Origin of the sequence: Hyphomicrobium sp. DY-1 (assembly GCF_047497105.1) — a bacterium.
Lineage (GTDB): Bacteria > Pseudomonadota > Alphaproteobacteria > Rhizobiales > Hyphomicrobiaceae > Hyphomicrobium_B.
On record NZ_CP134870.1, the window covers coordinates 2,941,267 to 2,956,872 of the forward strand.

The following is a 15,606-nucleotide window of genomic DNA, read 5'->3' on the forward strand; positions in this document are numbered from 1 at the left end:
ATGAACGAGCCGATGGTGGCTTCACCGGCGGCCGCGAGAGAGGGCAAGAGCCCTCTCGATGCGGTTTCATTCGCTGATGTCAGGTATTCGTGGCCGGGACTGTCTCCGTTCACGCTGACAATCAATCGCTTCAAACTTCGCCGCGGCGAGAAGCTTTTGCTGCTCGGGCCGTCGGGCAGCGGGAAGAGCACGTTTCTCAGTCTGCTTGCCGGCATCGTCGTACCGGATAGTGGCAGGATCGAAGTGAGCGGGGAGGACATGGCGGCACTCGGCGGCGCCGCGCGCGACCGGTTTCGCGTCGACCACTTCGGAATCATTTTTCAGATGTTCAATCTGCTTCCTTATGGATCGCTGATCGACAACGTGCTTTTGCCGCTCCGCTTTTCGAAGTTGCGCCGTGAGAATGCGTTGCGTGAGGGGCCTTTGGAAGATGTCGCGAAACGCCTTTTGCTGGCGCTGGGCCTCGATGAAACCGTGATCGCGACGAGCAAGGCCGCTAGCTTGAGCGTCGGTCAGCAACAGCGTGTGGCCGCGGCACGCGCATTGATCGGCGCACCGCAAATCATCGTGGCCGACGAGCCGACGTCGGCGCTGGACCGAAACACGGAAGGCGCATTTCTGAAACTACTCTTTGCGCAAAGCAGGGAGGTGGATGCCAGCGTAATCATGGTCAGCCACGATGAAGGACTAGCTGGGCATTTCGACCGGGTCGTCCGCCTACAGGATATCGCTCAATCGCAGCGCGGTGGCCGGTCATGATGATTGCGCGACTTGCTTTTCAATCGCTGCTCAATCGCTGGGTGACGGCTTTATTGACGGTACTCGCCATTGCGATGAGCGTCATGCTTCTGCTCGGTGTCGAGAAGGTACGGACGGGTGCGCGCGAGAGCTTCGCCGATACCATTTCCGGCACGGATCTCATCGTCGGCGCGCGAAGCGGCAGCTTGAACCTGCTGCTTTACTCGGTCTTTCGCATCGGCAACGCCACCAACAACGTGACGTGGAAGAGCTATCAGGACATCGCTAAGATGCCAGAAGTTTCCTGGATCGTGCCGCTGTCGCTGGGGGACAGCCATCATGGCTTCCGCGTGCTCGGCACCAACCAGGATTATTTCACGCATTACAAATTCCGCCACGGGCAGACGATGCAGTTCGCTGCGGGCGGTCCGTTCAAGGATTTGTTCGACGCCGTGATCGGTTCGGATGTGGCCGAGCAACTTGGCTACAAGGTCGGTGATAAGATCGTCGTGGCGCACGGTGTCGGCTCGATCTCGTTCATCGAGCACGAAGACAAGCCGTTTCGCGTCTCGGGCATTCTGGCGAAGACTGGAACGCCGATTGATCGCACAGTGCATGTCAGTCTCGAAGCGATCGAGGCGATCCACATCGACTGGCAGAACGGCGCGCCGGTGCCGGGGCAGAGCATATCGGCAGATCAAGTGCGCAAGATGGATTTGACTCCGCGGGCGATCACGGCTGCGCTGGTGGGTCTGAAATCCAAACTCGCGACGTTCAAGGTGCAGCGGCGGATCAACAACTATGAGGAAGAGCCGTTGTCCGCGATCATGCCGGGCGTTGCTTTGCAGGAGCTTTGGGGACTGATCGGAACAGCGGAGACGGCGCTGTCGGTGGTCTCGGCGATGGTGGTCGCGACGGCGCTGCTCGGCATGGTGACGATGATCCTGACGACGCTTAACGAGCGACGGCGCGAAATGGCCATTCTGCGATCCGTGGGAGCGACGCCAGCGACGGTGCTGGGGCTTCTCGCGGTCGAAGGTGGGCTGTTGACGCTCGCGGGGGTGGTCATCGGGACCGTGGGGCTTTATGCGGGACTTTATCTGGCGCGGCCTTACATCGATCACACGTATGGTCTGAGCCTTCCTATCGACCCCCCACGCCCTGATGAGTGGTTGAAGCTCGGCGCGATCGTCGTGGCCGGTTTCCTGGCCGGACTGCTACCCGCGTTGCGTGCCTACAGGCTGTCGCTCGCCGACGGCATGATGGTTAGAATTTGAGATGAAGCCTCGATTGGAGGAGAACATGACGTCGTTATTCGTGTCGGTATCGAGGGCGTTTTTGCCGCTCGCGCTTCTTGCCGGAATGGCGTCGAGCGCTGCGGCCGAAGCTCCGCGGCAACTGAAATGGGCGGACCTCATTCCGAAGACCATGCCAGCCGCCAATACCGTGATGAAGTCCAAGACATTCTTCGGCGGTTCGGTGCCGTTGTCGGATGCCGGGCCGCCCCCGCCGCCGTTGCCGGAAGGACGCTTCATGTCGGTGAAGCGGCATCAGCCGGGCGATGACAGGCCTCCGGCGATCAACCAGGCGCTTAACGGCCAGACTGTTTCCATCGGGGGGTATGTCGTGCCGCTCGATTTCGACGCGACGACGGTGAAGGAATTTCTGCTGGTGCCGTTCGTCGGCGCGTGCATTCACGTGCCGCCGCCGCCGGCCAACCAGATCATCTACGTGAAAACGGACAAGGGATTCGAAGTCGGCGGACAATTCGATCCGGTGACCGTGACGGGAAAAATCAGCACGAGTCTCGCTTCGACTGGGCTCGCGGATGCCGGCTACACAATGACCGCAGATAGCGTGGAGCCGCGAAAGCAATAGCGCGATGCAAGTGGCTGTCCGGAGGATGAAAATCTTCTCGGGCGCCCTTGTCTAGGTTGTTATTTTAGTCTGCGGTCGATTCGAGGTGTGCGTGTTTCGCGGCGCGGGGCCTCTCATAAGCTCAGCAGTTCTTCTTCGTTCGCGGAGGACATGTCGCCCAATAGGTTCGCTCTCAGGTTAACGCACACCTTGAGAGGTTCCTTATGTCAATCCATACTTTGACCCGCCGAACCGCCATCGGCGCGGCGCTGGGCCTGGGGCTCGCCGGATTTTCCGGTCTCGCGGCAGCCAAAGACATCACGCTGCTCAACGTCTCGTACGATCCCACGCGCGAGCTTTATCAGGCCTACAACAAGGAATTCGCATCGTGGTGGAAAGCCAAGACCGGCGACACCGTCACGATCAAGCAATCGCATGGCGGCTCCGGCAAGCAGGCGCGGGCGGTCATCGATGGTCTTGATGCCGACGTTGTAACGCTGGCTCTGGCCGCAGACATCGACGCCCTGCATAAGAACGGCGATCTGGTCAAAGCCGACTGGATCAAGCAGTTCCCGAACAATTCGGCGCCTTATACGTCAACAATCGTGTTCCTTGTCCGTAAGGGCAATCCGAAGGGCATCAAGGACTGGCCGGATCTTGCTAAGGACGGCGTCGAGGTCGTCACCCCCAATCCGAAGACGTCGGGCGGCGCGCGATGGAATTATCTCGCGGCGTGGGGGTATGCGCTGAAGCAGCCGGGGGGCAACGAGCAAACGGCGAAGGATTTCGTTGGCAAGATCTACAAGAACACCAAGGTTCTCGATTCAGGCGCACGTGGATCGACGACGACATTCGTCGAGCGTGGCATCGGCGATGTGCTGATTGCCTGGGAAAACGAAGCGTATCTTTCGCTCAAAGAACTTGGTCCTGACAAGTTTGAGATCGTAACGCCTTCGGTGTCCATCCTCGCTGAACCGAACGTTGCCGTCGTCGATAAGGTCGTCGACAAGCACGGTACGCGTGAGGTCGCGCACGCCTATCTCGAGCATCTCTACAGCGAACCGGCGCAGGAGATCGCAGCGAAGAGCTTCTATCGTCCGCGTGACGAAAAAGTCGCTGCTAAATACGCAAGCCAGTTTGCGCCTGTGAAGACTTTCACCGTCGACGATGTTTTTGGCGGTTGGGCGAAGGCGCAGGCTAAGCACTTTGCTGACGGCGGCATCTTCGATCAGATCTATACGCCCGGAAATAAAAGCTGAAACCTTCAATTTAAAGCCGTGCGCCGCGCCAATTCTGATGTTCTCATTGCAATTTTTGCCAATGGGCGTGGGACTGGGCGGCGCGCGAAGGATCATCAGAAGAGAGAACCGAGTCGATGCGAATGCATAAGCGCGAGAGCTGTTGCCTGGAGGGCTTCCAGAAATGTCGAATGTCTTCGGCGCCAGCCTTCCTGACGAACAAACCCATAAATTCAAGAGCCGCTTACGGCTCTGCATTCGAGGATGACTTTCATGTCCACGACCCTCATCGTACCTGGCCTCCATTCTAGCGGGCCGACGCATTGGCAGACTTGGCTTCAGCATCGCGTCGCCGGCAGCGTCCGCGTCACACAACGCAATTGGAACGATCCGCATCTGCCGGAATGGTCGGCCCGGATCAGACGTGAGATCGTCCGGGCTCAGGGATCGATCTTCGTCGCTGCCCACTCGTTCGGCGTCCTTGCCGCCGTACAAGCCGCCAGCGATCACGCGGAACGAATCAGCGGTGTGCTGCTCGTTGCACCGGCCGACCCCGAACACTTTGGCGTCGCCGATTTTCTTCCGGCAAAGCGGCTGGCCTTTCCAACGATCGTCGTTGCGAGCAGTAACGATCCGTGGATGTCGGCAGAGGCGGCTGAGCGTTGGTCGCGTTTTTGGGGAGCCGATTACCTCAATCTCGGTGCTGCGGGCCATATCAATGCCGACGCCGGGTTTGGCCCATGGCCAGAGGCTTTGACACTGCTTGAACGGCTGCGAAAGGCCGCGGAATTTCGTCGATCATCGGAGCGCCTTGCAGCTCTCAGCCTGCTGCAGTCGCGCTTCCAGACAAAGCATTTGCTAGCGAGACGGCCTTACGGTTTTCGGAGGCGCGAAGGGAGCTCGGTCAATGTTCGGGACCTTGGCGGAGCTGCCGCCGTGCTGCGCGCGGCGGGGCGGGCCGAGTATGGCCCCGACTCTGATATCATAGGTGGCAAGATAGCCACTCCGCTATGACAGAAAAGTGTAATGGACGCGTTGAGCAATTGACACGGCCCGACGTTCACAAAGAAAGTTATTGAAAACAAAGCGGTAGGCAGAGGCAAATTCTGCCAATCTTATGGGGTCTGACGGCATGAAGCGAGTGTGGGGAAAAAGGCGGGGGTGGCAATATGGGGCTGCCGTTCTTTTGATTGGCGGCTGGGCGATGCCCGCCGCTGCTGCGGATCTCGGGGGAGATTGCTGCGCGGATCTTGAAGAGCGCGTCGCCGAACTCGAAGCGACGACGGCGCGGAAGGGCAATCGCAAAGTTAGCCTGACGGTTTCCGGCTGGGTCAACGAGAATGTCATCTGGTGGGACGACGGTCACGAAAGCAACGCCTACGTTGGAACCAACCCGGTTGAGCAGTCGCGCTTCAGGTTCGTCGGCGAAGCACGGGTCACTCCGGATCTTTCGGCCGGCTATTTGCTCGAAATCGGCGTTTGGGGTGACAATAGCTCGAAGTTCGATCAAAACAGTCCGGACGGTTCGACGGGTGCCAACAGCCTGCTCGTTCGCAAAAGCAGCTGGTACCTGAAGAGCAAAACCTTCGGCAAAGTGTCCGTCGGACAGGAAAGCACGGCGACCTATCACTTGCTCGACGATGCCGACACGACGATGACGCGAAACTTCTACGATGCGGAAGGTGCGCCGGACTACATGCAGAACTTTTTTCTGCGTGATAAGGCCGGCAATTTCATTAAGGCATCGCCTACGAGCACAACGCAATTGCGCTGGTCGGATGCGCTGCGCGGTTTCAACAACTCGACACCAGGCGATAGCGGCCGTCGTAACGTTGTGCGCTATGAAACGCCGACGTTTGGAGGCTTCACCTTTGCCACCTCGTGGGGCGAGGACGATGTCTGGGACATGCTTGTCTCTTATGTCGGAGAGGCGGGTGATTTCAGATATACGGCTCGCGCGGGTTACGGAAACTCGACTGACGGTGCTTCGACGCCGTGCCAGGGCTCTTCGTCGTCACCCTACAATGGCATGAACTGCGAATGGTGGGGTGTCGCCGGTCTCATTCAGCACGTCCCGACAGGTCTCTACGTTTACAGTGGTTACGGCGATCAGAATAACGATACCCGTGCCAATCTCGTGGCGCCGGGGATCAAGAACCTTGTCGATGATAACGATCTCACATGGTTCGTGCAGGGCGGTATCGAAAACAAATGGAATTCGTTCGGTAAGACGAATTTCTTCGGTGAATATCGGCGCGATGAAGCTGGTTCAAACGTAAACGGTTCGGGCACACTTCAGACGCAGAATGCCAACATCAATTTCTGGGCGCTGGGCGCGGCTCAGAACTTCGAAGCTGCCGAGATGACGATGTACCTTGTCTATCAGCATGTCGATGGCGACGTCACTGTCGGCAATGTGCCTAACACGGCACCCACGGAGCTTTCGGCCATGCAGCAGGTCATTGCAGGCGCGAAGATCAACTTCTGATCTTGGGGCGCCAGGGTTAAGATACGTACGAATTTCTGACCCTCCCGTCAGACTCTCGCGAGAAGGAGGACCATCGAGTGTCCTTCTTCTCGCAATTTTATAAGAAGCACTGTCATTTTTCGGGCGGCCGTTATTGAAGGCGCCGCATAAGCTCAGCATTTCTTCTTCGTTCTGACGGTATCGTAGCTCGGCTATCTGTATTCGCAGAGGATCACTCGACTGCGAGTAGGCCGATGGCGATTGCGATGGCAAGAAAAGAAGACAGTCCGCAGCTCCACTCGATCGCGGGGGCATCGACTAAGCTGTCGAGGATCGTCGGCGAAAATCTCCGTCATCTTCGCCGTCGGCAAGGGTTGTCTCTGGAGCAGCTTGCCTCCGTTTCTGGCGTCAGCCGGGCGATGCTCGGGCAGATTGAGACAGGCAAAAGTGCGCCGACCATCAACCTATTGGGGCGCATTGCGGAAGCTTTGAACGTTTCGGTTTCCGGGCTGATTTCGAACCCAGGCGTCAAAGACACGATCGTCATTCCGCATGATCGCGCAACCATCGTGGCGTCGAGCGAAGGCGGATTTATCAGCCGCGCGCTTTTTCCATGGGGCGAGCCTCAGAGCGTGGAGATCTATGAGGTGACTATCGCACCGCGTTACATCGAGACGTTCCGGACGTCGCCGTCGGGCAGCAAAAAAACGCTGGTGATGATCGCCGGTCAATTAGAAATTACCGTCGGCGAAGAGACGCCAATGCGTCTTTCGAGCGGTGATGCCGCCCTTTTCAACGGCGATGCTGCGCACACCTTTTTCAATCCCGGCGAAAAAGACGCAACGGCGTTGCTTGTCTCGAGTTCGTTTGAAGCAACGAGTTCTCGTAAACGCCAAGTCTGACGTCATCTCTCCCATTCATTCGGCAATCGAAAATGCTTAGCAACTCTTCTTCCTTAGAGGGGCGCGGCCTCTCACATAGTATGCGCTCTGTTCGCATTAGCAGAGGCGCGGAAATGATCCTCAATACGCAGATGTTGGGCACCGTGGTTGCCTGGGCGACGGTTCTGGCCGTCTCCGGCTTCATCGTTGCCGTCGCGCTTCTGGCCTAGGATTTAACGGGTCATGGCAAGCGCTTCACGCAAACGCGTCCTTCCGGGTTTCGGATTGTCGCTCGGGTTTACGCTCGCGTACCTGTCGCTAATCGTCCTTATTCCGGTGTCGGCCGTTTTCTTCAAAACCGCGACAATGTCGTGGGCTGAGTTTTGGTCAGCGGTCGCTACACCGCGAGTCGTCGCATCTTACAAATTGACGTTCGGCGCGTCGCTTCTTGCGGCTCTCATCAACGCGGTGTTCGGTTTGCTGCTGGCATGGGGATTGACGCGCTACACATTTCCCGGTCGCAAGATCATCGACGCTCTGATCGACCTGCCGTTCGCCTTGCCGACGGCGGTCGCAGGCATCGCGCTGACCGCCATTTATGCGAAGAACGGCTGGATTGGCGGTCTCTTGGAGCCGTTAGGCATCAAGGTCGCGTTCACGCCGCTTGGTGTGCTTGTTGCCCTGACGTTCATCGGCTTACCGTTCGTCGTCAGAACGGTGCAGCCAGTCCTCGAAGACCTTGAAACGGAATTCGAAGAGGCTGCGGCAAGCCTTGGTGCTAACCGCTGGCAGGCATTCCAACGCGTGGTTTTTCCGGCGTTGTTGCCTGCACTTCTGACGGGCTTCGCGCTGGCATTTGCGCGTGCCGTTGGAGAGTACGGATCGGTGATTTTCATCGCCGGCAATATCCCGATGGTTTCGGAAATCACACCACTGATCATCATCACGAAACTTGAGCAGTTCGATTATCGCGGCGCTACGGCCGTTGCATCGGTGATGCTCGTCTTCTCGTTCATTCTATTGTTGATCGTGAACGGCTTGCAGGCGTGGACGTCGCGCCGGACGGGGAGGGCAATCTGATGGCCGGTCTTGCTGCTACGTTCGATGCGCGTCTCGACGGGGCGCGAAAGTTCGAAGCCAATCCCGCGACGCGCGATGCATTTTGGGTGAAAGCCGTCGTGCTCGGACTGGGCCTGACGTTCTTTGCAGTGTTTCTGCTGTTGCCTTTGATTGCCGTGTTCGCCGAAGCCTTCCGCAAAGGCGTGGACACGTATTTTGCGTCTCTCGTCGAGCCTGATGCGCTGGCATCAATCAGATTGACGCTGTTGGCTGCTGCCATATCGGTGCCGTCAAATCTCGTCTTCGGCGTGGCGGCGGCCTGGGCGGTCGCGAAATTTCAGTTTCGCGGAAAAAATCTGCTCGTCACGTTGATCGATTTGCCATTTTCGGTGTCGCCGGTCATCGCAGGCTTGATTTACGTGCTGATCTTCGGGCTGCAGGGATGGTTCGGGCCTTGGCTTCGGGATCATGATATCAAGATCATATTCGCGGTGCCGGGCATCGTTCTGGCTACGATCTTCGTGACGGTTCCATTCATTGCGCGCGAGCTTATTCCGTTGATGCAGGCGCAGGGGCGGGACGAAGAGGAAGCAGCGGTTTCGCTTGGCGCCTCAGGTTTTCAGACGTTCCGGCGTGTCACGTTGCCGAACATCAAGTGGGCGCTGATCTATGGCGTGATCCTTTGCAATGCGCGCGCCATGGGTGAGTTCGGCGCCGTGTCGGTCGTGTCTGGGCATATTCGCGGCGAGACCAACACGATGCCGCTGCATGTGGAAATTCTCTACAACGAATATCAATTCGCGGCCGCGTTCGCGGTGGCGTCGCTGCTCGCTCTGTTGGCACTCGTGACGCTGGTGTTGAAGACTTACGTCGAATGGCGGGCAGGCCAGTCGGCTACCGAGGAGCATGGCTGATGAGCATCGAAGTTTTAGCCGTCAACAAGAACTTTGGTACGTTCAAGGCGCTTGACGATATTTCGCTGAAATTCCCGGACGGCGAGCTCGTCGCCTTGCTTGGCCCCTCGGGATGCGGAAAGACGACACTTCTGCGGGTGATTGCCGGGCTTGAACACGCCGACAGCGGACGAATATTGCTCGACGGTGTCGACGCGACGGACAAGGATGTGCGGCAGCGGCGCGTCGGGTTCGTGTTTCAGCACTACGCACTGTTCCGGCACATGACTGTGTTCGAGAATATCGCGTTCGGGCTGCGGGTTCGGCCGCGTCGCGAACGGCCGAGTGAGAAAGAGATACGCGCCAAAGTTACGCGTCTACTCGAGCTTGTACAACTTGGCTGGGTTGCAAACCGCTTTCCGTCGCAGCTTTCGGGCGGCCAGCGCCAGCGTATCGCCCTAGCGCGTGCGCTCGCGGTCGAACCGCGCGTTCTTCTGCTCGACGAACCGTTCGGCGCGCTCGATGCAAAAGTACGCAAAGAGCTTCGTCGCTGGCTTCGCACGCTTCACGATGAGCTGCATATCTCGTCGATCTTCGTGACGCACGATCAAGACGAAGCGCTCGAAGTGTCGGACCGCATCGTGCTGATCAACAAAGGGCGAGTCGAGCAGATCGGTGCACCGGGCGAAATCTATCAGTATCCAGAGACGGCATTCGCCTATGGCTTCATCGGATCCGTCAACGAATTTCGAGGGCGTGTCGAACAAGGCTACGTGCGCATCGGTGACGAGAGGCTACGCATCGAAGACAAGCATTTCTCCGACGGCCAGCAGGTCATTGCGTTCAGCCGGCCGCAGGACACTGAGATTGTTTCTTATGACCAGTCTGAGGACGGCGTATCGGCACGCATTAACCGAATTCTGGGCAATGGTGCGCTTGCGCGTGTGGAACTTATTGCTAACGGCGAGGCGCGACAGGGCCGGAAGGAATTCTTTGAAGTGGAAATTCCGGGCCTCGAATTGCAATCACTCGGCCTTTCGGCCGGGCAACGTGTTAAGCTCAAGGCACGCAAATTGAGTGTCTTCTCAGATCAGAACGGTAGCAACGCGTCGTGAATTTCCAGCAACTCCGCATTATTCGAGAAACGCTGCGGCGTAATTTCAATCTGACAGAAGTTGCGAATGCGCTCTACACGTCGCAATCCGGCGTCTCGAAGCACATCAAGGATCTCGAGGATGAGCTCGGCGTTGAGCTGTTCGTGCGCCGTGGCAAGCGGCTTCTAGGATTGACGGAACCGGGCAAGGAGCTGGCGCAGATCGTCGATCGCATATTGCTCGATACGGCAAACATCAAGCGGCTGGCGGATCAATTCGCAAAGTCGGATCGGGGTGAGATCACCATTGCGACGACACACACGCAAGCGCGGTATGCGTTGCCGGGCCCGATTGCAGCATTCCGAAAGGAGTTTCCCAACGTCCATATGATCCTGCAGCAAGGCACGCCGAAGGAAATCGCGGCTATGCTGAGCGATGGCACCGCGGACATCGGAATCGCAACCGAGGCGCTGGAAGACACGCCCGAGCATGTGTCGTTTCCATTCTATTCGTGGCACCATGCTGTGATTGTTCCAAAGGGGCATCCGCTCGACGACGGCGCTCCGTTGACGCTTGATAAGATCGCCGAATGGCCGATCATCACGTATCATGAGGGTTTTACGGGACGTCCGGCAATCGATGCGGCGTTTGCGTCGGCCAATCTTGCTCCTGATATCGTCATGGCCGCGCTTGATGCCGATGTGATCAAGACGTATGTCGAGGTCGGGCTCGGCATCGGCATTGTCGCCTCAATGGCTTACGATGAACAACGGGACACAGGTCTGACTCTGCTCGACACGACGCATCTCTTTCCGCAGTCAACGTCTCGGATTGCGCTACGGCGCGGACGTTTTCTGCGGGGATTCGCCTATCGCTTCATCGAGCTTTGCGCGCCGGCGCTGACCGAGAAGGTCGTCAAGGCAGGGACGGCGGCGCCGACAGATGCGTCGACATAAACGCGCCGATTTCGGTCCCGCTTAGCCGACGTGCGGTTTCAACGCGCGAAACCACGCCAAGCTTTCGAAGGTCGTTGTGCGGGGGCGATATTCGCAGCCGATCCAGCCGGTATAGCCGACGCTGTCGAGATGCTTGAAGATGAACGGGTAGTTGATCTCGCCGGTGCCGGGTTCATGGCGGCCTGGCGTATCGGCGATCTGCACGTGGGCAATCATCTTCAGATATTTGTCGATGGTCGGGGTAAGATCGCCTTCCATGATCTGCATATGGTAGACGTCGTATTGCAGGCGGAGGTTTTCCCCTTCCACGCTTTCGACGATGTCGGCGGCCTTCGCCGTGGTGTCAAGAAAGTAGCCCGGAACGTCGCGGGTGTTGATGGCTTCGATCAGGAGCGTGATGCCGTTGGCGGCCAACACATGCGCGGCATGGCGCAGGTTTTCGACATATGTCTTGCGCATGGCGCGTATGTCGCCGCCGACGGGGGCGACGCCGGCGAGGCAATGAAGCTGTTTGCAGCCGAGGGTCGTCGCGTATTTCGCCGCGCGGGTAACGCTGTCGCGGAATTCGCCGACAAGGTTCGGATAGATCGCGAGGCCGCGTTCTCCTGCCGACCAATTACCGGCGGGAAGATTGAATAGAGCGAGCTGCAACCCGTTGGCTTTGAGGCGGGCGCGGATGTCCTCGGCTTCGAAGTCATAGGGAAACATGAATTCCACGGCGTCGAAGCCCGCTGCTGCGGCGGCCTCGAAGCGATCGAGAAACGGCAGCTCGTTGAACAGCAGCGACAGGTTGGCCGCAAACTTCGGCATTGGTTTCTCTATTCGGGCTAAGGCGAGACGCGGGCGCGGTGGGCCGCTTTGAGGCGGCGGAAATCATCGCCTGCGTGGAAGGACGACCGAGTGAGCGGCGAGGCGGCGACGAGCAGAAAGCCTTTGGCGCGTCCGACTTGTTCGAGACTGGCAAACTCATCCGGCGGGACGTAGCGCTTGACCTCGGCGTGCTTGCGCGTCGGCTGCAGGTATTGTCCGACCGTCAGGAAATCGACGTCGGCGGAACGCAGATCGTCCATGACTTGTAGAACGTCTTCGCGTGTTTCGCCGAGGCCAACCATGATGCCCGATTTCGTGAAGACGCTCGAGTCGAGTTCCTTTGCTCGCTGCAACAGCCGCAGCGAATGGAAATAGCGCGCGCCGGGGCGAATTTTCAAATAGAGGCCCGGTACGGTTTCGAGGTTGTGATTGAAGACATCCGGGCGGGCTTCGATGACGATTTCAAGCGCGCCGTCCTTGCGCAGGAAATCCGGCGTCAGAACTTCGATGGTCGTCTCGGGAGACGCTGCGCGGATGGCATGGATCGTTGCGGCGAAATGGGCCGCGCCGCCGTCGCTCAGGTCGTCGCGATCGACCGACGTGATGACGATGTGCTCAAGGGCGAGTTTGGCGACGGCATCAGCGACGCGCTTCGGTTCGTCAGGATCGAGCGCGGTGGGCAATCCCGTTGCGACGTTGCAGAACGCGCAGGCGCGCGTGCAGACGCCTCCCATGATCATCATCGTGGCATGGCGTTTCTGCCAGCAGTCGCCGATGTTGGGGCAGGCGGCTTCTTCACAGACCGTGTGCAGGCGATGAGCGCGGACAATCGAGCGGGTTTCGTCGTAGCCCGTCGAGCCGGGGGCGCGCACGCGTAGCCAGTTCGGCTTGGGCAGCGCCGGGGTATCAGTATGCGAAGCTTTCTCGGGATGGCGCGGACGTGGCGGCATGCCGACGGTATCGAGCAGAGTGGTCAAGGTCGCCATCTGTCCAACTGAAGGTTGGCCGAGCATAGCCGCCGTGGCGGTCGGATTGCAACAAGACCTAGGGCTAGGCTGATCGGCGACAGACGCGGGGAAGGATAATAAAAAGGGCGGCTCGTGGGAGCCGCCCTTGCATTTCCAAGGCCGGATCGTGGCAGCTTATTGCACTCGAACCGATGCCTGCCGGACATGAGCAATTTCGCTGCTCGAAACCGATGCCTTAGTGGCACGAGGCGTCGCGTCGGATGCCCGTGTCGCAGCTGTCGGCTTGACAGGGTCCGGAACTGCAACCGTTGGATCCGTGGACGGATCGGAAGCCGAGGGGACTTTCGCGACGGCAGCGGCCGCCGGCTTCTTTTTGGCGGCCGAGGCGTTCGTTGCCTTCTTCTTCGGCGCGTCCGTCGGGGCTTGCTCTTCAATTACGGCGCGCGCTTCGTGAACCTTCTTTGCGGGCTTTTCCGCTTCGGCCTTCTTCTCAGGCACGAAATCGTCATCGTCCTTCGTGGCGTCGCGCGCGTTCTGCTGATCGTTCTGCGGCTCCGGTTCAGAGGCGGAAGCGGTCGCAACCGGCTTCTTCGGCTCGTCCCAGAAGAACAGGCTTTCGATGCCGCCGCCAGTCGATTGCTTGGCGGCCGTCTGCTCGGGCTGCTGGCTCTGGGCGGGCACCGCCGCTGCGGCCCGCGGGTTCGAGTCCTTGTCGGTATAGCGCGGCAGGTTGCTGCCATCCGAGATGGTCTGCGTCTTGAACTGCTGCCACGTGACCGTCACGCGCGTTCCGACCGGCACGCGCGGATAAAGGTCCAGCACGTCCTGGTTCGTCATGCGGATGCAGCCGTGCGAAACGGCCTGGCCGATGGTCCACGGCGCGTCTGTGCCGTGAATGCGATAGGCGCTGGAGCCCAGATACATCGCGCGAATACCGAGCGGGTTCATCGGATGGCCGCCGGGGACCCAACGCGGCAGGCGGGGGTTGTTGCGGACCATTTCAGGCGTCGGCGTCCACGGTGGGTTGACGCGCTTTGCCGAGACTTTGGTAACGCCTTGCCAGCGGGCTTCGCCGGTCGGGATGGCGACCGGGTAGGTCAGCGCAACGCCCGGCTTCATGATCCAGTAGAGGCGGCGATCGGAGAACGAGACGATGATCTGGCCCGGCTTATATTGCGGGTCGAAAGAGACGATGCTGCGGCCACCGCCATATTCAGGGCTGCCACCCCAGAGAAAATCGACGAGATCCTCGGCTTTGGCCGAAGACGCGGAAACCAGTCCGCCAGCCATGATGAGGGCGGCGAGAGCTAATCCGCTGAGGCGACGTGGCAGATTCATCGGGGGGATGCTCCGGTTTGGCAACAATAGTTAACAATGCACAGAACGGGTGATCATCCTGTGCGCCGAATTATGAAGAGCGGGTATAGTTCAGGACCGTTTTTATCGGCAGAGCAGGGAAGTCACAGTTGGGCGCCGATTGTGTTCGGATCGCTGACTTTCCAAGAGTTTTCGAAATTTTCGCACTGCGTGTTGCGGTTCGATGACGGGGACAGACGATGTTCGTTCTTTGTCTGAACCAGTGCGGGCTTCGATAGAGCTGCGGCGGGAACAAAATCGGAACACTGGCCGCGTTGTGCCGCGTCCGTTTTCGAGACGATTGTTCAGTATGGATTGCCGGTGTGTGCGGAAACACAGCAGCTGCGGCCGTAACTGGTAGGGCCTCAGGCATCATCGCGCGAAACCAGGCCGACGGAATTTGGCCGCGCGATGATGTCGGTCAGTCTACTATCGAGAGCTAGTTGCAGGCGTTCTGCCAGGAGGTGCACTGGGTGCCGAACGTGCCGGGCACACACTTGGTGTGAACCGGGCCTTTGCCGGTGCGGCCCTTACCCTCGATGATGTTCGCGAGACCGTGGGTCGACATGATAACGGCGAGGTCGTGGGTCAGGCCATCGCCGACCGCTGCAACTCTGACGCAACTGCCGGCCTGAGCCGTTACAGAAAGTGCACACGTTACTGCAGCCACTGCAAATCCGAGTTTCAATGAGCGCATTTGCCCCTCCAGATCGAAAATGGGTCTCCCCGGCCGGAAACTAGCGGGTGCGCATTCGAAAGACAGCCACTGTCAAAGCGCCATAAACAGGGGAATCGCGCCGCGTGCCGGATTTGCCACTGCGGGGTACTGTCGAGACCAGGAAACTCGAGGTTCTATTCATGAGCGAAAAACCGGGAGCTTCGGCGACGGGCCGTTTCGATATCGCCGAGGTCGCCGCGTCGTTTCCCGAGACAGCGACGACTCTGCTCGTCGACCGCTACCTCACGAACAGGGAGGCTGCGAGCGCGCGGGTTTTCCGCGTCTACAAGCCGACGCCGCCGCATTATCACGCCACGTGCGACGAGTATCTTTATGTGTTTTCAGGTCGCGGCACGTTCTGGATGAAAGATCCGGCGACGATTGCGGAATTCAGTCCCGGTCAGCTATTGTTCTTTGAGAAGGGGACGGTCCATGCGCTCCCCGATATCCTTGAAGGACCAGTGGTATTTCTTTCGGTCGATACGCCCCGGCGCGATCCCAAGGATATCATCTTCGTCAACCCTGAAGACGGAACGCCCGAGAGTTTCATCCAGCAAAGCTATTGATCTCC

The 15,606-nt window shown here is 58.9% G+C and carries 16 protein-coding genes; 12 read left to right on the forward strand and 4 right to left on the reverse strand.

What is annotated here, in order from left to right; genetic code table 11:
• From RLW41_RS14185 to RLW41_RS14235, 11 genes are all read left to right on the forward strand, one after another.
• Positions 1–759, forward strand: coding sequence for an ABC transporter ATP-binding protein (locus RLW41_RS14185; protein WP_414461889.1), 759 nt, complete (start codon positions 1–3; stop codon positions 757–759).
• The gene (locus tag RLW41_RS14190; protein ID WP_409562315.1) at positions 756–2,015 is read left to right on the forward strand and encodes an ABC transporter permease; all 1,260 of its coding nucleotides are present in this window, start codon (positions 756–758) and stop codon (positions 2,013–2,015) included. The genes RLW41_RS14185 and RLW41_RS14190 overlap by 4 nt, the downstream gene beginning before the upstream one ends.
• A gap of 25 nt (positions 2,016–2,040) precedes the next feature.
• Positions 2,041–2,616, forward strand: a complete 576-nt coding sequence (locus RLW41_RS14195) for a DUF3299 domain-containing protein (RefSeq protein WP_414461890.1) — start codon at positions 2,041–2,043, stop codon at positions 2,614–2,616.
• Between the two features lie 203 nt (positions 2,617–2,819).
• Positions 2,820–3,854: a sulfate ABC transporter substrate-binding protein gene (locus RLW41_RS14200; RefSeq protein WP_409562317.1), complete on the forward strand. Its 1,035-nt coding sequence runs from the start codon at positions 2,820–2,822 to the stop codon at positions 3,852–3,854.
• A 252-nt stretch (positions 3,855–4,106) separates the two neighbouring features.
• Complete coding sequence (locus RLW41_RS14205; RefSeq protein ID WP_409562318.1) at positions 4,107–4,847, forward strand: RBBP9/YdeN family alpha/beta hydrolase; 741 nt, start codon at positions 4,107–4,109, stop codon at positions 4,845–4,847.
• Positions 4,848–5,037: 190 nt separating this feature from the next.
• The gene (locus RLW41_RS14210) at positions 5,038–6,321 is read left to right on the forward strand and encodes a porin (RefSeq protein ID WP_414461891.1); all 1,284 of its coding nucleotides are present in this window, start codon (positions 5,038–5,040) and stop codon (positions 6,319–6,321) included.
• A gap of 245 nt (positions 6,322–6,566) precedes the next feature.
• The gene (locus RLW41_RS14215; protein WP_414461892.1) at positions 6,567–7,202 is read left to right on the forward strand and encodes a helix-turn-helix domain-containing protein; all 636 of its coding nucleotides are present in this window, start codon (positions 6,567–6,569) and stop codon (positions 7,200–7,202) included.
• Between the two features lie 222 nt (positions 7,203–7,424).
• Positions 7,425–8,261, forward strand: coding sequence for a sulfate ABC transporter permease subunit CysT (cysT, locus tag RLW41_RS14220; protein WP_414461893.1), 837 nt, complete (start codon positions 7,425–7,427; stop codon positions 8,259–8,261).
• Entirely contained in the window at positions 8,261–9,154 is an 894-nt protein-coding gene (gene cysW / locus RLW41_RS14225; RefSeq protein ID WP_414461894.1) for a sulfate ABC transporter permease subunit CysW, read from the forward strand. The genes cysT and cysW overlap by 1 nt, the downstream gene beginning before the upstream one ends.
• Positions 9,154–10,248 (forward strand): sulfate/molybdate ABC transporter ATP-binding protein, encoded by a 1,095-nt coding sequence (locus tag RLW41_RS14230; protein ID WP_414461895.1) that lies wholly within the window; start codon positions 9,154–9,156, stop codon positions 10,246–10,248. Before cysW ends, RLW41_RS14230 begins: the two co-directional genes overlap by 1 nt.
• Positions 10,245–11,183: a CysB family HTH-type transcriptional regulator gene (locus RLW41_RS14235; RefSeq protein ID WP_414461896.1), complete on the forward strand. Its 939-nt coding sequence runs from the start codon at positions 10,245–10,247 to the stop codon at positions 11,181–11,183. Before RLW41_RS14230 ends, RLW41_RS14235 begins: the two co-directional genes overlap by 4 nt.
• A 21-nt stretch (positions 11,184–11,204) precedes the next feature.
• Here RLW41_RS14235 and otnI read toward each other — a convergent pair whose 3' ends face one another.
• The 4 genes from otnI to RLW41_RS14255 form a co-directional block, all read right to left on the reverse strand.
• A complete protein-coding gene (gene otnI, locus RLW41_RS14240; protein ID WP_414461897.1) occupies positions 11,205–11,993 on the reverse strand; it encodes a 2-oxo-tetronate isomerase in 789 nt (262 codons plus the stop codon).
• A 17-nt stretch (positions 11,994–12,010) separates the two neighbouring features.
• Positions 12,011–12,979 carry a lipoyl synthase gene (gene lipA, locus RLW41_RS14245; RefSeq protein ID WP_414461898.1) on the reverse strand — a complete coding sequence of 323 codons (969 nt, stop codon included), beginning with the start codon at positions 12,977–12,979 and terminating at the stop codon, positions 12,011–12,013.
• 156 nt (positions 12,980–13,135) lie between these two features.
• Complete coding sequence (locus tag RLW41_RS14250; RefSeq protein ID WP_409562326.1) at positions 13,136–14,299, reverse strand: L,D-transpeptidase family protein; 1,164 nt, start codon at positions 14,297–14,299, stop codon at positions 13,136–13,138.
• Positions 14,300–14,756: 457 nt separating this feature from the next.
• The gene (locus RLW41_RS14255) at positions 14,757–15,014 is read right to left on the reverse strand and encodes a hypothetical protein (RefSeq protein ID WP_013946370.1); all 258 of its coding nucleotides are present in this window, start codon (positions 15,012–15,014) and stop codon (positions 14,757–14,759) included.
• A gap of 161 nt (positions 15,015–15,175) precedes the next feature.
• Between RLW41_RS14255 and RLW41_RS14260 the strand changes: the two genes are divergently transcribed.
• Positions 15,176–15,601: a cupin domain-containing protein gene (locus tag RLW41_RS14260; protein ID WP_414461899.1), complete on the forward strand. Its 426-nt coding sequence runs from the start codon at positions 15,176–15,178 to the stop codon at positions 15,599–15,601.
• Positions 15,602–15,606: the final 5 nt, after the last annotated feature.